Origin of the sequence: Stenotrophomonas sp. CASM101 (genome assembly GCF_049384845.1) — a bacterium.
Classification (GTDB): domain Bacteria; phylum Pseudomonadota; class Gammaproteobacteria; order Xanthomonadales; family Xanthomonadaceae; genus Stenotrophomonas; species Stenotrophomonas hibiscicola.
The window spans coordinates 598,546-617,489 of the sequence record NZ_JBMRFR010000001.1 but is presented as its reverse complement, the minus strand read 5'-3'; the positions used below and the strand labels follow the sequence as shown (position 1 = coordinate 617,489).

15 protein-coding genes are annotated in these 18,944 nt (G+C 60.4%); 11 read left to right on the top strand and 4 right to left on the bottom strand.

Annotated elements, in window-relative coordinates; genetic code table 11:
• Positions 1-36: 36 nt before the first annotated feature.
• The 4 genes from VG543_RS02980 to VG543_RS02965 all read right to left on the bottom strand — a co-directional run bounded on the left by VG543_RS02980 (position 37) and on the right by VG543_RS02965 (position 3,968).
• Entirely contained in the window at positions 37-2,343 is a 2,307-nt protein-coding gene (locus VG543_RS02980) for a TonB-dependent receptor (protein WP_423177682.1), read from the bottom strand.
• A 148-nt stretch (positions 2,344-2,491) separates the two neighbouring features.
• Positions 2,492-2,896, bottom strand: a complete 405-nt coding sequence (locus VG543_RS02975) for a hypothetical protein (RefSeq protein ID WP_019659414.1) — start codon at positions 2,894-2,896, stop codon at positions 2,492-2,494.
• Positions 2,897-3,099: 203 nt separating this feature from the next.
• Positions 3,100-3,432 (bottom strand): non-heme iron oxygenase ferredoxin subunit, encoded by a 333-nt coding sequence (locus tag VG543_RS02970; RefSeq protein WP_010483575.1) that lies wholly within the window; start codon positions 3,430-3,432, stop codon positions 3,100-3,102.
• A complete protein-coding gene (locus VG543_RS02965) occupies positions 3,429-3,968 on the bottom strand; it encodes a GNAT family N-acetyltransferase (RefSeq protein WP_021202565.1) in 540 nt (179 codons plus the stop codon). Before VG543_RS02965 ends, VG543_RS02970 begins: the two co-directional genes overlap by 4 nt.
• Positions 3,969-4,209: 241 nt before the next feature.
• Here VG543_RS02965 and VG543_RS02960 point away from each other — a divergent pair, with 241 nt between their 5' ends.
• The 11 genes from VG543_RS02960 (at position 4,210) to VG543_RS02910 (ending at position 18,663) form a co-directional block, all read left to right on the top strand.
• Positions 4,210-9,528, top strand: a complete 5,319-nt coding sequence (locus VG543_RS02960) for a wall-associated protein (protein WP_423177680.1) — start codon at positions 4,210-4,212, stop codon at positions 9,526-9,528.
• 3 nt (positions 9,529-9,531) lie between these two features.
• Complete coding sequence (locus VG543_RS02955) at positions 9,532-10,068, top strand: RHS repeat domain-containing protein (RefSeq protein WP_423177679.1); 537 nt, start codon at positions 9,532-9,534, stop codon at positions 10,066-10,068.
• The gene (locus tag VG543_RS02950) at positions 10,056-10,472 is read left to right on the top strand and encodes a hypothetical protein (RefSeq protein WP_187756749.1); all 417 of its coding nucleotides are present in this window, start codon (positions 10,056-10,058) and stop codon (positions 10,470-10,472) included. The genes VG543_RS02955 and VG543_RS02950 overlap by 13 nt, the downstream gene beginning before the upstream one ends.
• Complete coding sequence (locus tag VG543_RS02945) at positions 10,469-10,798, top strand: hypothetical protein (RefSeq protein ID WP_262088559.1); 330 nt, start codon at positions 10,469-10,471, stop codon at positions 10,796-10,798. Before VG543_RS02950 ends, VG543_RS02945 begins: the two co-directional genes overlap by 4 nt.
• A 981-nt stretch (positions 10,799-11,779) precedes the next feature.
• A complete protein-coding gene (locus VG543_RS02940; protein WP_279937795.1) occupies positions 11,780-12,115 on the top strand; it encodes a hypothetical protein in 336 nt (111 codons plus the stop codon).
• A gap of 608 nt (positions 12,116-12,723) precedes the next feature.
• On the top strand, positions 12,724-13,284 hold the full coding sequence (locus tag VG543_RS02935; RefSeq protein WP_312545954.1) for a hypothetical protein: 561 nt from the start codon (positions 12,724-12,726) through the stop codon (positions 13,282-13,284).
• Between the two features lie 37 nt (positions 13,285-13,321).
• The gene (locus VG543_RS02930) at positions 13,322-13,732 is read left to right on the top strand and encodes an RHS repeat-associated core domain-containing protein (protein WP_423177677.1); all 411 of its coding nucleotides are present in this window, start codon (positions 13,322-13,324) and stop codon (positions 13,730-13,732) included.
• Positions 13,733-14,999: 1,267 nt separating this feature from the next.
• On the top strand, positions 15,000-15,959 hold the full coding sequence (locus tag VG543_RS02925) for an RHS repeat domain-containing protein (protein WP_423177676.1): 960 nt from the start codon (positions 15,000-15,002) through the stop codon (positions 15,957-15,959).
• Positions 15,956-16,423, top strand: coding sequence for a hypothetical protein (locus tag VG543_RS02920; protein ID WP_329847169.1), 468 nt, complete (start codon positions 15,956-15,958; stop codon positions 16,421-16,423). Before VG543_RS02925 ends, VG543_RS02920 begins: the two co-directional genes overlap by 4 nt.
• A gap of 969 nt (positions 16,424-17,392) precedes the next feature.
• Positions 17,393-17,614: a hypothetical protein gene (locus VG543_RS02915; protein WP_019659408.1), complete on the top strand. Its 222-nt coding sequence runs from the start codon at positions 17,393-17,395 to the stop codon at positions 17,612-17,614.
• 542 nt (positions 17,615-18,156) lie between these two features.
• The gene (locus VG543_RS02910; protein ID WP_134730473.1) at positions 18,157-18,663 is read left to right on the top strand and encodes a hypothetical protein; all 507 of its coding nucleotides are present in this window, start codon (positions 18,157-18,159) and stop codon (positions 18,661-18,663) included.
• The last annotated feature ends 281 nt before the right edge of the window (positions 18,664-18,944 follow it).

Below are 18,944 nucleotides of genomic sequence, written 5' to 3'. Positions count from 1 at the left end.
CAGGAGCCCCTGCCGCCGTGGTGGAGCGAAGCTACATCAGAACTTCACGTTCAGTGCCAGGGTGGCCGAGCGACCCGGGGCGATGCTCGCGTAGTGCGAGGCATAGGCCTTGGTGAAGTAGGTCTTGTCGGTCAGGTTCTGCACGTTGAGCTGCAGGCTGATGTTGTCCTGGATCGCGTAGCTGGCCATCGCGTCGAAGCGGGTGTAGCTGGCAATCCACTTGGTGTTGGCCACATCACCGTACTGCTTGTCCGAGTAGAACGCACCGGCGCCGACGGTCAGGCCGATCGGGAAGCGGTACGTGGTCCACAGGTTGGCGCTGTGCTTGGCGGTGTTCGGGAATTCGTTGCCGTTGTTCGGCGATGGCACGTAGACGTTGGACGGGCAGGTGCGGCCCACCGGTGCGCCACAGACAAAGCCATTGTCCTTCAGCTCGGAATCGAGGTAGGTGTAGCCGCCGTACAGGCTCCAGGCCTCGGTCAACTGGCCGTTGAAGCCCAGCTCGAAACCGTTGATCTCTTTCTTGCCGGCGTTCTGGCTGGTGCCGTTGTCGACGGTCACGCGCGCGTTGTTCATCACGGTGTGGAAGATCGCAGCAGTCAGGTTCAGGCGGTTGTCCAGCAGGTCCCACTTGGTGCCCAGTTCGAGGTTCTTCGTGTCCTGCGGCTTGAGGTCGGCAACGGCCGCGCTCAGGCCGTCCGAACCGTCACCACCGTCCATGCCCGGCGGGGTCGAGGAGGTGCCCCAGGACAGGTAGATGCTGCCGTTGGCGGCCGGCTTGAACACCACGCCGGCCTGGTAGTTCAGGAAGTCGTTGCTGTTGCGCACGCGGGTCGGTGCCTTGCCGGCCACCGGCGTGGTCAGGGTGGTACGGAAGTCGTCGTAGCGCAGGCCGAGGTTGATCATCCACTGCTCATTGAGCTCGATGGTGTCGAACACGTAGGCCGAGGTGGTCCTGGTGCGCTGCTCGACGTCCAGCGCCTTGTCGCTGCGATAGACGATCTGACCGGCCGCCCACGGATCGTTCGGGTTCGGCTTGTTGAAGTCGGTGCAGTTGTAGCCGGTGGCCGCGCCGGACACCTGGCAGCGAGTGCTGTTGGCGCTGTTTTCAAGGGGATTGGCGGTGCCCGGCGACATCAGGTAGCTGCCACGGGTCATCTTCTCGTCGCTGTACTCCAGGCCCGCGCTGTAGCTGTGCTTGAGCGCGCCGGTCTGGAACGCACCGGTCAGGCCCAGCTGGTCGGCGAAGCTCTTGACGTCGACCGCACGGGTGTTGGTGCGACGCCACAAGGTGCCGTACAGGTTGGGGTTGCCCTTGCTGTCGTCCGGCTGGGTCCACAGGTAGTCGTTGCTGGTGTTGCCCAGGCGCGCGATGTTGCGAAGCTTGTGGCCACCGAAGTCGTAGCTGGCGTCCAGAGTGCTGATGTCGGCGCGGGTGCGCTGGAAGTCACGGTCGACCAGGCCGTAGTAGTTGTTGCGGTCCGGCACCACTGGGCGGCCATCACCGTTCCTGGCCACGTTCGGGCCGCTGGAGAACGGATTGTTGTAGGGGAAGCCACCCGCATCGGGCAGGTCATCGCTCTGCATGTGGTAGTGGCTGGCGATCAGCTGCGCCGGGCCGTTCAGGCCGAACGCGATCGACGGCGCGATGCCCCAACGGCTGACATTGGCCGCATCACGACCGGCGATGTCCGACGCGTGCTTCATCAGGTTCAGGCGGGCGGCGATGCCGTCGCCCAGCACGTAGTTGGCGTCCACGGTGCCGCGTGCGTAGCTGTCGGTACCGACGCCCATGCTGGCGCTGGTCTCGTTCTTCAGCTTCGGCGTCTTGCTCACCAGGTTCAGGCTGCCACCACCGGAATCACGGCCGCCGTAGGCCGAGCTCGGGCCCTTGACCACTTCCACCTGCTCCAGGTCGAAGATCTCGCGGGTCTGCGAGCCGACGTCGCGCAGGCCGTCAACGAAGACGTTGCTCTGCGAATCGAAGCCACGGATGAACGGGCGGTCACCGGTCGGATTGCCGCCTTCGCCGGCACCGAAGGTGATGCCCGGCACCATGCGCAGCGCATCCTGCAGGTTGGTCGCACCGGTTTCGGCGATCAGCTTCTCCGACACGATCGACACTGACTTCGGGGTGTCCAGCAGCTCGGCGGTGAACTTCGGCGAGGACGGGTTGAACCAGCTGCCGCGCACCTGCACCTTGTCCAGCTCAGTGGCGTTGCGGGAGCCGGCGTCGGCGCTGTCGGCGGCCTGCGCAGCCAGCGGCGCGAAGCCCGCGGCCAGGGTGGCGGTGGCGAGCAGGGAAACGCGCGGGGCGTGCTTGCGGGACGTGATGTAGGTCATGGCGATGGGTCGTGGCGTGGATCGGGAAAGGGGGAGAGCCGTAGCGCAGGCAGCGCGTGGGCACGTGGAGAGCTTCGTCTGTAGAGCCGAGCCGATGCTCGGCTATGGGCGAATGACGTCAGACGCACGGCAACAGCCGCAGGGCGTCTCAGCTGGCGTGCGGTGCGGGCGGTGCGTGGCCGGGGTTCAACCGCAGTGCGGGATCGTGCAGCTGCCAGCGCAGGGCGTTGGAGCGCCACAGCGGAACATGCACGACCAGGGCGGCGCGCGGGGGAGCCAGTCCGGTACAGGGCGTGGTGCCCTCGCCATCCAGCGGCGGCTCCGGTGCTGGCGCGGCAGGGTGCGGGCACTCGTCCGCCGGCGGGGCCGGCATCGGCATGACCTGCTGCAGATCTTCAGCCTGTGCCTGCCAGCCGTTGGCAGCAGGGCCGTTGTCGCGTCCTTCGTGCAGTGCCGACCAGCCCAGCAGCAGCGTCAGCAGCACGGCCACAAGCAGCGGCCACCCTTGACGGGCAAGCTGGCACAGCGTGGCGGTGGGCGCGGGCGAAGCCATGGCGCGAGGGGCGGAGTCGTTACGAAGATGTTACGTAGAATAACATCAACGATAATGATTCGCATGTACGGGGCGTGGCGGCGCCCCGGGGCGGCCACGGGGCGCCCTGGAAGGGTCCTCATGGCCTTCCGGTAGATCCACCCCATGGGTTGATGCTCTCTGGCCGGGCGCCCCGTGAATGGTCTCTCCGGGCGGACGCCGCCTCAATCCCGGTCGTCGCGGGTCCAGATGGCGTCGTGCTCGCGCTTCACCGGAAACTTGGGCACAGGGCTGTAGGCCGGCGCGCACAAAGCGCGCCCGTCACGCACGTCGAAGCGCGCCCCATGCAGCACGCACTCCACACTGCCTTCGGTGGTGTTGAACTCGCCCGAGGACAGCTCGAACTCTTCATGCGTGCACTGGTCTTCCAGGGCGTACAGCTCGCCGTCGAGGTTGAATACCACGATCGGCGTGCCGGTCACCTCGTCGAACACACTCTTCATTTCGCCCGGCAACAGCTCGGCGCCGGCACAGACAAAGGTCCAGGCCTCGCTCACGCGACTGCTCCGGTCAACGGCTTTTCAAGGATCTCGAAGCGCAGGTCGTCGCGCTTGGGGATGCCGAAACGCTCGTCGCCATACGGGAACGGCTTCTTGATGCCGGTGCGGCTGTAGCCGCGACGCTCGTAGAAGGCGATCAGTTCGTCGCGCACGTCGATCACCGTCATCTGCATCACCGGCACGTTCCATTCGCGTGCGGCGTGCGCTTCGGCGGCGTCCATCAGCTGCTTGCCAACGCCGCCACCCTGCTGGGCCGGGTCGACCGAGAACATGCCGAAATAGCCCTTGCCGTCGACATCGGCGACATGGGCGCAGGCCACCAGCTGGTCCCCGCGCTCGGCCAGCAGGATGGTGGAGCGCGGGCGGTCCAGGTCGGCCTGGATGCCTTCGGCGTCGATGCGGGCGCCGTCCAGCAGGTCGGCTTCGGTGGTCCAGCCGACGCGGCTGGCATCGCCGCGGTAGGCCGAGGTGACGAGGGCAATGAGGGCGGGAATGTCGGCCGGCGTGGCGGCGCGGAAGGTCAGGGTGCTCATGGGGACATTCTAGGTGGAGCGGGGAAGGGCACGGGAGGCTGCTGGCTGACGTGACTTTGCCGAGTGTGGCCAATACGTGGACTTGACGCCATCTTCATTATTCGTTCATATCTGTGACCAGCACCCGCCCACCGTGAAGCAACGCGTGGCTGTCTGCCGGCGTGGGTGCCGCCTGGTCGAAGGTCAACTGCCGTTCGGCGCGGGTGGGGCACACAGGGACGTCGATCCAGGGAGGATCTGCATGCAGTCTGGCCTCATTTCATATCCGCGCGCGGCAATGGCTGGCAAGGGTCTTCTTCTCGGTGTCGTTGCCCTGTGCGTGCTGGCACCGGTCGGCGTTTCCGCCCAGATCGTTCCCACCTGGCGGCAGGAGTACGACAAGCGACTGAAGTACGGGGACCTCGTCGAGCCGCTGAAGGGCGAGATCTTCGGTGAGCAGGTCAACCTCTATGACGGTTCGATCAGCTTCAAGGCCACGGATGTTTCGATTCCGGGCAATGGCAGCCTGACGATGACCTTGGGCCGCAGCTACCGCGATGGCGATGGCAGTAGTGAGAGCCCATTCTCGGATTGGGATCTGGATATTCCGTCCATGTCCGGCGTCTATGGTGATCTGCCGGAGACCGCTGCTGTCGGCTACTGGGCGCCTGCTGCGCGCTGCAGTACGGTGGCGGCGCCCCCCGCGCTGGAGGTCTGGAACCGTCGCCAAACCCAGACCGTCAATTTCAGTCCCACTACATTCTGGGATGGCGTGCGCCTTTCCCTGCCAGGCGGTGGCGGTGAGCCGGTCCTGGGAGGCAGCGGTGATGCGCGCCAGCCGCAGCCACAGTTTGGCGAACCGGCGCCTTGGAATACCAAGGGCGGCTGGACGTTCAGTTGCCTGACCGCCCTGAAGAGCGGACAGCCGGGACAAGGCTTCCTTGGTCATGCGCCCGACGGTACCAAGTACTACTTCGACTGGATGGTCGCCAAGCCCCACAACGGTGCAACGCTGCAACCCTACGGGCCAGAAAGCAATGCACTGCTGAATCGAAAGCGTGTGTTCCTGTACCCATCGCAGGTTGTGGATCGCTTCGGCAACTGGGTGCGCTACGAGTGGAGTGGCGACCGGCTGTTGCGCATGGTTGCCAACGATGGCCGCGAGATCAGCCTGGGCTACAACGCGAAAGGACTGATCGCGTCCGCAACCGCTGCAGGGCGCACCTGGACTTATGGGTACACGGAGGCCGATATCCTGCGGACAGTGACGCTGCCGGACGGTACCCAATGGGTCTACAACCTGCCGCCGCTGTCAGTCACCCACAAGTATGCCGACTACATCGGGCAGAGCATCTGGGAGTACATGGACTACCCGGCCACATGCTCGCGCGTCAACAAGATCGTGCCCAGCGAGATCACCCTGAGCATCCAGCATCCGTCGGGTGCGCTGGGAACGTTCCTGTTCCGCCCGTTCCGCCACGGGCGCAAGAATGTAAAGCTGGATTGCCAGACCTCTGGCGACAATCACCTGTTTGCCGATGGCTGGAACTACACGCCGGTCTACCGTGACGCAATGTCGCTGGTGACCAAGACCATCAGCGGTCCGGGCATGCCCACTGCACAGTGGACTTATCAATACACCAATCTCAACGGTGCTTTCGCCCAGGACCTGGGCGGTCCAGTAATCCCGGTGGGCCAGGCAGAGCCGAAGATCACCACCGAAACGCTGCCCGATGGTGTCGTTCGCGTCTATGAGTTCGGCAAGGAAGTTGCCTACAACGATGGCCTGTTGTTGTCGACGACAACGCGATCGGGCGGCGCGGTCGTGCGCATTGACCGCAACAACTACTATCCGGATGCCCAGCTGGATGCGGCGCCCTTCCCGAAGGAGGCCGGCAAGGACTTCAAGTACGGTGCCAACGATCTCAAGGCCCATTACAACCGCCCCGTCCAATCCACCGTTGTGGAACAGGATGGCGTGCAGTTCACCCGCACCGTGCAGGCCTTTGATGCATTTGCGCGCGAAGTCACCGTTGTCGAAGCGAATTCCGCCGGCCAGAGTCGCACCAGCAGCACCAGCTACTACGACAATCCCGCGCTGTGGGTGAACGGCCAGGTGGCGCGCAGTGTGCTCAACGGCATCGAGCAGTCCCGCACCGAATTCGATACGGCCAAAGCACTGCCGCTACGCGCCTATGCATTCGGCCGCCTGGCGCAGCAGGTGACCTACGCAGCCGACGGCACGGTTGCCTCGGTGGCCGATGGCCGCGGCAATACCAGCCATCTGTCGGGATGGAAGCGTGGCGTTCCGCAGCAGCTGCGCATGCCGGCTACGCCCGAAGCGCCCAATGGCGCGGTGCGCACGGTTGCCGTCGACGATAACGGTTGGATCACCTCGCTGACCGACGAAACCGGCGCAACCACCAGCTTCAGCTACGACAGCATGGGCAGGCTGCGCAGCCAGCAGTTCCCAGGCGGTGACAGCGTGAACTGGAATGGCGTAACCATGGACCTGCAGCGGCTGGGTGGCGCGCAGCTGGGGGTGCCCGCCGGTGCGTGGAAGCATTCCCGCACGCAGGGCGGGCGGCGCACGGATACCTACCTGGATGCGATGTTCCGCCCGGTGCTGGTGACCGAAAACGCCAACAACGTGCTGGACAGCGCCGTGGTGACCCGCTACGACACCAGCGGCAAGACCGTGTTTGCCTCGTATCCCACGCGGCAGTTCTCCGATATCAATGCCACCCTGACCGGCACCACGACGCAGTACGACGCGTTGGGCCGCCCCACGGCGGTCAGTCAATCGTCCGAGCTGGGGGCACTGGTTACCCGCACCGAGTACGTGGGCAATCTGTCGGTGAAAGTGACCAACCCGCGAGGCCAGGCGACGACGACACGCCATCTTGCCTACGACCAGCCCAGCTATGAGATGCCGCTGACGCTGCAGCACCCGGAAGGCGTGGTGACCGAGATCCAGCGAGATACGCTGGGCAAGCCGCTGGCGATCACCCGCCGCAGTGCAGACGGCAGCCAGTCGCTGACCCGCCGCTACGTCTATGACGGCTACCAGCAGCTGTGCAAGACCATCGAACCGGAAACCGGCGCGACCGTGCAGGACTACGACGCGGCAGGCAACGTGCTGTGGTCGGCGGCCGGCACGGGTTTGACCAGCACCACCGACTGCAACCGCAGTGAAGCGCTGGCCAGTGGACGTGCGGTGAAGCGCAGTTACGATGCTGCCAACCGCTTGTCGACCCTGATCTTCCCGGATGGGCGCGGAAATCAGAACTGGTCCTACGCGCCTGATGGTCTGCCTGCCGAGATCAGTACGCAGAACGACCCGGCCCGGCCGATGGTCGTCAACCGCTACCAGTACAACCGCCGCCGCCTGCTCAGTGGCGAAACCCTGCAGCATCCGGATCTGGGAAGCCTGAGCCTGGCCTATGGCTACGATGCCAACGGCACACTGGCCAGCAATATCTACCCGGGGGGGCGCGTCGTCAGCTATACGCCGGATGCACTGGGTCGGGCGACGACGGTCGGTGGCTATGCGAAAGAGGCCAGTTACTTCGCCAACGGCGCATTGGCCCGCTTTGTCTATGGCAACGGGATCGTGCACACGTTGACCCAGAATGCCCGCGGGCTGCCCGACCGCAGCCGCGATGCCACTGCAGCGGCCGCAGTGCTGGATGACAGCTACGACTACGATGCTGGCGGCAACGTGATGGCCATTTCCGATGGCCTGCCCGGGGCGCCCGGCAACCGGGACATGACCTATGACGGCCTGGACCGGTTGCGGACGGTCACTGCACCGGGCTTCGGCAACGCATTGTATGAGTATGACGCGCTGGACAACCTGCGCCGTGCCAAGGTCGGCAGCCGCGATCGTACGCACTATTTCGATCCGACGAATCGGTTGGTCAACGTGATCGAAACCGGAACCGGGGCAACCGTGACCGGTCTTGGCTATGACGTGCAGGGCAATCTTTCGGTGCGCAATGGCCAGGCTTTCGCGTTTGACTACGGCAACCGGCTGCGTGCGGCGGGTACAGCAGAGAGCTACGAGTATGACGCCCACGGGCGCCGGGTGAAGGCCAGCGCCAGTGGCAAGGGGGCAATCTACTCGTTCTACGACAACGGCGGTGTGCTGCGATTCCAGCGCAACGAACGTACCGGCAAACAGACCGACTATCTCTACCTGTCAGGCAGCCTGGTGTCCCAGGTGCATGGCGAAGCCGCACCCGGCGTTCCCGCGCTGAGTGCGCCGGGCTACATCACCCAGGGCAGCGTGAACCTGACCTGGAGCCCGGCCGGTGGTGCCAACCGCTATGAGCTGCAGCGTGCCCTTGCGGGCACCTGGAGCACGGTCTTTGATGGCGCGGCGCAATCGTTCACCAGCACCGGCCTGGTCACGGGAACCTATCAGTTCCGCGTGCGCGGCTGCCGGGCGGTGTGCGGCGGATGGAGCAATGTCGCATCAGTGGCCGTGGCACTGGCGCCATCCACTGTGCCGACCTTGAACCTGCCTGCCACGGCCTTCAACGGCAGCTACAACGTGGCCTGGTCTGCGGCTTCCGGTGCCGAGCGCTATGAGCTGGAGGAAAGCGCCAATGGTGGCGCATGGGCCCAGGTGCACAACGCCATCAGTCAGTCCAAGGCCTTCAGTGGCAAGGCAGCGGGAAGCTACAACTACCGGGTTCGCGCATGTAACCCGGTGGGGTGCACGGGATACAGCGCAACGGCTGCGGTGACGGTGGTGTATCCGCCTGCCACTGCGCCAGGTCTTTCTGCGCCGGCACGCGCTGCGCCGGGCAGTATCGGCATTGGCTGGAACGGGGTGGCTGGTGCCACGCGCTACACCCTGCAGGAAAGCAGCAATGGTGGTGGATGGGTCACGCTGTTCGACGGCAACGCGGGTTCCTACGCCACCGCCGCGCGTGGTGTGGGCAACTACGGCTATCGGGTTGCCGCCTGCAACGGCGCGGGCTGCGGACCCTGGTCGGCCACGTCGACGGTAGCGGTGATCGGACCGCCGACGATCGAGCCGGTGATCAGCGCGCCGGGCCTGGTGAACGTGCCGCAGTACAGCCTGAGCTGGTCGGTGCCGGCCAACAGCGAGAGTTTCGTGCTGGAGGAGAGTGCCAACGGTGGTGGCTGGACGGTGGTGCATAACGGCGGCGGGAACAGCTTTGGTGCCAGCCGTGGCAATGGCAGCTACGCCTATCGCGTGAGGGCATGCAATTTCGCGGGGTGCAGTCCCTACTCGGGCATCGCCAGTGTCTCCGTGGTGCTTCCTCCCGCGGCCACTCAGATCTACGTGGCCGAGTGGCTCAGCACGCGCAAGGCGCCCTATCAGGTGCAATGCAGCGTCGGCTGGCGCGCGGTTCCGGGGGCAACGGAGTATCAGCTTGAGCCTTCCGGAGCTGGACGGCGCCTGTACACCGGCCCCAATACCTACGTGCAGTCGAGCGGCGGGACCTACTGCGCCAGTCTCTACATTGTCAGGGCCTGCAACGCCGGTGGCTGTTCGGCATGGTCCGCAGACTTCCCCGTCACCCGCGGCGTATTGAATTGGGACTAAGCCATGAATGGACTCTGTTCGCTGTTGATTCGGGCGGTACTCGCGGTGGTGGTGCTGGCGGCCTGTGTGGCTCCGGCGGCCGCACAGGAAGTCGTCGAGTACATCCACACTGATGCACTGGGTTCACCGGTGGCGATCACCGATGCCAGCGGAAATGTCATCGAGCGTACGGTGTATGAGCCGTATGGGGCGGTGGTGAATCGGCCGTTGAAGGATGGGCCGGGATATACGGGGCATGTGACGGACTCGGGGACCGGGCTGAGTTATATGCAGCAGCGGTATTACGATCCAGAGGCGAGCGCGTTTCATTCTGTCGATCCCGTTGCTGCTACAGAAGTTGCGTTCGGACGGTATCACTACGCGCAAAGTAATCCATACGCGTTTACTGATCCTGATGGACGGCAAGCATGCGGAAAGGACACGGGGTGCAGGTTGGACAAAGGGGGGGGCGCGGTGGAAGTATTGGTGGGTCGAGGATTTCGGCAGGAAACAGAAATTCGGAGCCTTCAATTCCTCCTGCGGGGAGTATGGGGGAACTGATCGAAAATACCGGGGAGCGTGCAATCAGAAGGACGTCGTTCACAGCAAGTGGTTCTCTTGCCCTGGGTCTTGGCGCGGAGGCTACCGCGACCAAGACGACGCGCCCGTGGCAAAGTGACCGGCTAGGCGTTTACAAAGTGATGGGCTTGGGCGGATTCATCGGCGCCCAGGCGAATTTCAAGGTGTTCTCTTGGGGTGACCCCAAAGGGACAACTGATCTGGCGCTTAAGGGTAACCCTCTGGGATACTTTAAGGTGCGAATAGGCGATGGCCTCGCTATTGGTTTGAGTGCCCGTTTCAATGATCACGGCGGAGGGTCTCTATCGGTTTCTGCTGGCGGTGGCTTTGGTGGACAGGCAATAGTCAAGCCTCCCGCGATGGGGGGATGGGAGAAAGAGCTATGAGCTGGTTGTTCTTGCTTTCAATTCTGGGAATCATCATCTTCTATCCAGCATATTTCTACTTTCTTCACGAGTTCAAGGTGAGACTGGAGCGTGATCATCCGGAGTTGAGCAGGCGCAAACGTCCGGGAGTTTCTTTGGAATTTGAAGGCGCCTATCAACGGCTCCGCGCAGTGAACAGAGGGCGCCTGGATGGAGTGATCTTGAGTAAGAGTGTTTGTGATTCGCATCGGCTGGCGAGCCGATTCCTGTACTTGGGGATGACTTCCTTCATGGTGCTTCTCATGCTGGGGCTTTACGACTCTGTATGGGGTGGCGGCAAGCGTTGATGCATGGTCGACATGTTTAGCGATTGTCGTTGAGGCTGCTATCAGCGTATCCGCAGCTGACGCCGCCTTCGCAGATGTCATTCCTGATCGTCGTACGGCATGTCAGAGTAGGTAGTCGCTGAAAACAAGAACACCACGGTTTACCGTGGTGTTCTCGCATGTCCTTGACTACGGCGAATCCTCAGCCAAGCAACTTACGCACCTGGTCAATGCGGTCACGAGTTGCTCGGCCTCGGCGTGCCGAGTCGGGCAGGGTGGCTAGGTCGTGTGCAAGCGCGCCATCGTTCAGGAACGAGATTACGGTAGCCTTCTCCAGCGCTTCGCCGATGCGATGCTGAACAACGATACGGCGTCTCCGCATCGACTTAGCAATTTCAAGGGGTTCTTCAGGGGCGAAGGTCGGCTCGACGCAAAGCGCCTTGATAAGCAACTTTAGGGAAAGTGACTTGGTTCGGTTTTGATGAAGATCGAAATTTTTCTATCTGCAGCCTTATCGATGCCGCTTCTTGCCTCCTGTGTGCAGGACCGCGGTTGTCTTCTTCGGGGGGGGCTAACCCGGACCACGACAGCTCCTCATCTCAGAAGATCCATGCTGATATGGATGAACTCATACATTCGCGCCCTGTGGATGGGGCGCGGGAAGTGAAGGCAGAGTTGGTGGTATCGCAGCTCGAACGCTCTCGGAAGGTCGGAGAAATGGAAGGATCTTCTATGTATTGACTGATGGCGGCGGGAGATCCTTGACTGCGGGAACTTGCGGCACTGACGAGCGGTCAATGCTAGAACGAACCCTGGCGCGTACATCGCGGCCGAAGACTACTTCTTTAAGGTGAAATGATGGATCCCGGACGTCGGTGGTTTGCAGTTGTTACGCTGGTTTTCATCCTTGGCGCTTGTTCTTCATCCAGTCAGGAGGGGCGCGCGGCGGGGGCTCCAAGCGCCTGTAAATTTCGAGGCAATGACTTAGGGTATGAAACGTGCATGACCACGATGTCTGCGCTGTTGTCTCAGCCAGAAAAATTTGACGGGCGATTGGTTTCTTTCTATGCATGGATAGATCAGGTCAACGGTGTGATCTTGCTCTTTCCTTCGCGTGATGAACTGGACGCAAGGAACTCATTCAGTTCATTGGTGGCCTATCCAGAATCAAGCCCGGATGCCTTTCGAGAGATTCCTTCGGTTGAGAGTGGGGAGGAGAAATTCCTGCGGGTGACCGGCACGTTTCGCTGGAATCGCGATGGTGCCCCCAGGCCCCCAAGTGCTCCAGTGGATGTAGATCGAATGGGGGTGATGGAAGGCGTTCATTTGGGTTTATAGCGAATGAGTCGAGTGGGTTGGTGACAGGCGCTTGGCGAGCGTTGTCGGCACAGCTTGTCGTTGCTCGTTTGGTGCATGATGGAAGTGCTCGCCTCGTGGGCGTTCTATGCAGAGTTGCATTGGTTGGCGCTTGCGTTCTTTCCTACGCAAGTCGACGTTTATGCCCGACATCCAGCGGGTCGATCTGGGCAATTGTTAGGAACGGAAAGGCCGCAGTCTCCCGCGGCATTCTCGTCTTGCTCGCTGCTACTCAAAACACACCCCAGCAACTTCCGCGCCGTCGCCAACGCCGTCATGAACGGTTCGATCTTGGCGTGCGCCATGTAGGACGCTAGGGAGGTACGGCAGGTGGCCCCGACGCTGAAGTGCTGCATCAGCGGGCGGGCGTGGTGCGGGCCCTATCGCACTTTCATTCTTTCAGATTGTGCAGGATCACCAGTTGTTCATGGACGTGCTCGCCGCTGAGCACGGGCGAGACCGCGGCGGCCTTCCCTGCACCTCCCCGATAATCCGCAGGCCGGCGAGGCGGTGCAGCTCTTCGGTGAAGTGCGCCAGTAGTTCCACCTCGCGTGCTTTCGCGTTTTCCTGGCCTGGCTGCTACAGGAGAGATGATCGGGCCGCCGACGATCGAGCCGGTGATCAGCGCGCCGGGCCTGGTGAACGTGCCGCAGTACAGCCTGAGCTGGTCGGTGCCGGCCAACAGCGAGAGCTTCGTGCTGGAGGAGAGTGCCAACGGTGGTGGCTGGACGGTGGTGCATAACGGCGGCGGGAACAGCTTTGGTGCCAGCCGTGGCAATGGCAGCTACGCCTATCGCGTGAGGGCATGCAATTTCGCGGGGTGCAGTCCCTACTCGGGCATCGCCAGTGTCTCCGTCGTGCTTCCTCCTGCAGCCACTCAGATCTACGTGGCGGAGTGGCTCAGCACGCGCAAGGCGCCCTATCAGGTGCAATGCAGCGTCGGCTGGCGCGCGGTTCCGGGGGCAACGGAGTATCAGCTTGAGCCTTCCGGAGCTGGACGGCGCCTGTACACCGGCCCCAATACCTACGTGCAGTCGAGCGGCGGGACCTACTGCGCCAGTCTCTACATTGTCAGGGCCTGCAACGCCGGTGGCTGTTCGGCATGGTCCGCAGACTTCCCCGTCACCCGCGGCGTATTGAATTGGGACTAAGCCATGAATGGACTCTGTTCGCTGTTGATTCGGGGCGGTGCTCACGGTGGTGGTGCTGGCGGCCTGTGTGGCTCCGGCGGTCGCACAGGAAGTCGTCGAGTACATCCACACTGATGCACTGGGTTCACCGGTGGCGATCACCGATGCCAGCGGAAATGTCATCGAGCGTACGGTGTATGAGCCGTATGGGGCGGTGGTGAATCGGCCGTTGAAGGATGGGCCGGGATATACGGGGCATGTGACGGACTCCGGGACCGGGCTGAGTTACATGCAGCAGCGGTACTATGATGTGGAGACTGGGGCATTTCTATCCGCCGATCCAATAGCTTCATCAGTGGCTGCTTTTGGGCGCTACGCGTATGCGCTGGGGAACCCGTATCGGTTCCTTGATCCGGATGGAAGGCAGCCCAAGGATGCTCGGCAGGCTATTACTGGGAGCAAAATATAAAACAATGGCATTGCGGCCGGGGTAAGAGTGGCGGCAATCGGAGGGGCTCTCCCGTCTGGCTTTACAAAGGAAAATGCACAGGCTCGATATGATGCCATGAAGGGTGTTGTTGATGCTACGAAGGTAAAGATGGAGTCAATTCCGAACGCGAATTCAGACACCGCTGCCAAGATTTTTTCAAAGGTTTATCAGAAGTACTCTGTTAGATTCGGATGGGAAGTGAGTGCGGAAATCGTGATGAAGAATAGCGGTGCCTTTCACCTTTCCGATATTGGGATATCCAGTCAGGTTCGTGACGTGGACTGGCTGGGTGGGACTGCCGGTAGGCCTCTCGTAGGGGGATCAATATCCACACGCATCCAGCATTGGACGGATACAATCGTGCCTACTCGCCATTCTCATATTGGGATGTTGAAACGTACAAGAAAACAAATTCGATTAATTACGTTTCGGATCCGTCGGGGGTCTATAGGCTGAACAAGGATGGTGTGTCGGAGGTTGTGAAATGAGAATAAATTATCAGCTTTTCGTGACCTTCTTCTTGGCGATTTCCGTGGTCGGTTGCGGTGATCAGGAAGGACGGCAGACGCCGCCCGCAAAGGATTGTGGGATCGGTCAGAATCCAGCTTGCCGAGTCGGCTTCCGGGCGCTGGCTGCGACCCCCCGTCTATTCGATGGGAAATCGATACGCGTGGAAGGCTATCTCGGAGTTAGTCGAGGGCTCTTTGTATTGAACTCCAGCAAGGAGCTGTTCGAAGCTGGAGTGACTGATGAGACCCAAGTTCGCATCAGGGGCCCAATAGATCTCCAGCGTGACGTTTTTAATCGGTATGCCTATTCGTGGGTATCAGTGACTGGGGAGTTCAGGCTTAGGAGGACGGACGGGTCGACGGATGATCTTCTTCTCGGCGAAATGCATGCCCCACTTGACGTTCAGTCGTTGAGAGTCCCAGGTCCGATTCCAAGAGCGACTTTCGGAGACGTGTCCGTTGATCTCGAAGATCTGAAGTGAGTTTCAAGTATCAATCGCGGCTCCCATGAAGCGGTTCGTGATAACAGGGATTTTCTGATGGTATCCGAGGCGGGTGCCGACAGGTCACTGCATACTGGACGGCGCCTGTACACCGGCCCCAATACCTACGTGCAGTCGAGCGGCGGGACCTACTGCGCCAGTCTCTACATTGTCAGGGCCTGCAACGCCGGTGGCTGTTCGGCATGGTCCGCAGACTTCCCCGTCACCCGCGGCGTATTGAATTGGGACTAAGCCATGAATGGACTCTGTTCGCTGTTGATTCGGGCGGTGCTCACGGTGGTGGTGCTGGCGGCCTGTGTGGCTCCGGCGGTCGCACAGGAAGTCGTCGAGTACATCCACACTGATGCACTGGGTTCACCGGTGGCGATCACCGATGCCAGCGGAAATGTCATTGAGCGTACGGTGTATGAGCCGTATGGGGCGGTGGTCAATCGGCCGTTGAAGGATGGGCCGGGATATGCGGGGCATGTGACGGACTCCGGGACCGGGCTGAGTTACATGCAGCAGCGGTACTATGACTTCCAAACTGTCGCATTTCTGGGGGCTGATCCAGTTGCAGCTAGTTCGGAAGGGGCTTCATTCAATCGCTATCGCTACGCTTCTGCCAATCCGTATAAGTTCAAGGATCCGGACGGCAGGGCAGACATGAACGTGTTCAGTGAAGCTGATCCGAACGGGCTGAGAGCGGCAGGAGATGCGCTCAACATTCCGGGCAAGTTCACGGTCGCAGGGCACGCCAATAACATGGTCATTCAGGACCAGCGAGGGGGGCGCATGGAAAACTACTCCACAGTCAGCTCATGGGATATGGCTCGGACCCAGTTTGGGCTAAAACAGGGCCAGGAAATATTCATGGCAGGTTGCCACCTTGGGGCGGAAATCGGTCAGGCAAAGGCTTTTGCTCAGGGATGGGCGAACCTGAATAAGTCGTCCGTCTATGCTCCCAACGGATTCGTTCGCTATCCAAAAAACTACAAGCCTGGAGATGATATGACGCTCCGTGTCAGTATGGGTGAGAACGGAACCGGAGGTGCAGGTGTATGGCAAAGGTTCTCGCCTGGAGGGACGGGGCCGACGGGTCCCGCCATTCGTTCGATTACGATCAAAGCTGATGGTTCAATATCCTATCAGTTTGCTGAGCCTGAATTGGGGTCCAGAATTCGTAGAATAGAAACGGTGAAGGTGAAGCAATGAAAATTCTTTCGAATTCCGTTGTTTTGTCTTTGCTGCTTGTTGGCTGCGGTAACGGGGAGCCCCAGGAAGAGCGGCTTTCCCGAAATGAGAAACATGATGAAGCGCCAAGTTTGGCCCTTTCCGAGGAAGAATTGGAACGTCAGATTTCGATGGCTGAAAACGGGAATGCAGAGGCCCGTCTAAAGCTCGAATGGCACTACTCGACGCGTGGCGACATGGAGCGGTATCGCTACTGGCTTGAGGAGGGGGTCGCACGAATGGACGTTAGTTCAATGCAGCGATTGGCACTGTTCCTCTCCCTTGAGCAAGGCGGGGGGGACTGTAAGCGCGCAATGCAAATCCTCGAGGAAGGCTTGCGTCTTGATTCGCCGGAGACTACGCGCGAACTGATGGAGATGGATCTTCAGAGATTGCGGCATGAACGGGTCGGGGTTCCACCTTGCGGGGTGGGGCTCTCCAATTAGAGGCAGCAGTTGCGCAAATGCCGATAATAATTCGTTCGGATTCGATGATAGGAACGGGTGGTGCGGAGCGCATTCTGGTTTGAACACGAGGTTATTGGTTGGGCAGGTCTCGATGAAGATCATAATTTCTCTATCTGCTGCCTTATCGATGCCGCTTCTCGCCTCTTGTGTGCAGGACCGCGGTTGTCTTCTTCGGGTGGCCAACCAGGACCACGACAGCTCCTCATCTCAGAAGATCCATGCTGATATGGATGAGCTCATGCATTCGCGTCCTGTGGACGGGGCGCGGAAAGTGAATGCAGAGTTGGTGGTATCGCAGCTCGAACTCTCTCGGGAGGGTCGGAGAAATAGAAGGATTTTCTATGTACTGACTGATGGCGGCGGGAAATTCTTGACTGCGGGGACTTGTGGTATTGACGAAGGCCAGTGTGCCTCGGTCATCGTGAAGCGAATGATCGGGGCCTGTGAAAGGATGTAGATTGCGCGTGCGCTAAGTTTTGGGAGGGGATTCAGTGAAAAATTCCCAAGTGCTTGATCGCTTTGGGCGGCTGGTCGATATTATTGTAGCGGCGCTTTGCTTGTTAGGGCTTGCAGCCTGTGGCGGGAGAGATGGAGGTTTGGGTGTGGTCATAAATCATGAGCCAAGAAACGCAGCGGCTAATCACTACGCACAGGCGCTCGAGTCAGTTTTCAGTTCCGAAAGTGTGCCAGAAGCGCAAATATGCAGGGTGCATTTAATTGATGTCAGGAAATCATTTGATCAGGCTGGAAGCGAAAGATTGAGGGTATATTTCGTCTTAGCCGATCATCAAGGTGTCGTCAGGTCGGCGGACACCTGTGGGCTTCCTGTGAATGAGTGCGTGACGATTGTTGCCGAGAGGTCGAGGGCGGGCTGTCGGCTGGAAAAAGGGCTGGCTCTCCACTGATTCGGGCGGTACTCGCGGTGTTGGTGCGTGTGGCCTGAATATAGTGCTGGCCGCTGCCCAGGAAGTGGTCGAGTACAGTTACACCGATGCGTTGGTTTCAACGGTGGCGATCACCGCTGTCAATGGAAATGTCATCGAGCGTACGGTGTATGAGCCTTCTGGTGAGCTGGTTCAGATGGCCATGGCTGAAGGGGCGAGGGGCGAAAGGCTATCCCAAGTAGAATGGGAGCACGTTGTCGTCAAACAGTCGCTGACGCGCTATTGATAGAATCATTACTGCAAACGCGGGGGGGGGGGGGCGGGCGGCCCACGGTGTTCCTTCCTGGGTTTCTCGACAAGTGGCGGGAGTGCTGTGAAATCCACAAGTTCATCTCGATGCCGACGACGAGCGATGGTTCTTCAAGGGCTTGCGCTAACTTCAGCGCTATGTCTCGTATCTGTCGCTGGTTGTTCGCTACATGAAATAGGAAGCGGTCGACTGGATGACGACTGTCTTTTGGTGGTGGCTGACTATGTAAAGTCGTCGCGGGGGTGGGGTGGGGATATCTACAACATTGCTCCTGAGGGGACGGTGGCAGGGTTGCGCGGATATGCAGTAATGCATCGCTCGGACGACGGGAAACTACCGTCCGAGGAGTTGAAATCATTTCATGTCGATTTGGATTCCAAGTGCAAGGCTGTTGTTGATGAACTTGGCTATCAATGATTCTGCGAATTTTTCGGCTGGCAGAGGAGGGGCGGTTTGCGGGAGTGCAGCGAAAGTGAGCGGTATCCCATGGCGCTGGATGGCGACGCGGGGGTGTGGGCGTGAATGTTGATTTCCGGTTTTTCGTGGTTATTGTTTTTATTTTTTATGGGGCTGGTTGCAGGTATCAAGAAGGTGTGGGCGTACCGTTTGGAACGACCTGTGGCGTCGAGGGCAGCTCCGCCTGCCGGGTCAGCTTCCGGGAACTGGCTGCTACGCCCCGGCTATTCGATGGAAAGTTGGTGCGGATGGAGGGCTATCTCGGGGTGAGCCGGGAGCTCTTTGTACTGAATTCAAGCAAAGAGTTGTTTGAGGCCGGAGTGACTGAGGAGACCCAAGTTCGAATTAGAGGGCCAATAGATCTGCAGCAAAGCGTATTTGATGAATACGCGTATTCATGGGTCTCGATAATCGGGGTGTTCAGGACAAGGGAGAGTGACAATTCGACAGGTGATCTGCTGCTTGGCGAAATTCACGCCCCCCTTGAAGTTCGCTCCCTACGAATCCCTGGTCCCGTTCCACGTGCGGAATTTGGAGATGTGCTCGTCAATCTTGAAGATCTGAAGTGAGTGATAGGTTGTGGAAATGGCGTTATGTGCTTTCATTTCTGCCTTCTGTGGCAGGAAAGCGGGATGATCCACAGGCGCGCCTAACATGTGATCGCATGGTCTCCATGTTAGGATTGACACTTGCCAGACAGAGACTTCGGAACATTCTCGATGGCTGGCAGAGTCACAGATATCACAGTACGCCATTTCACTCCTGGGCTGTTCAATTCTACACGTCGCGCGATTGCGTCTGTGTCATTGCGAGCTGATCGATCACGTCGATAGGCTTTGGGGCAATTTCC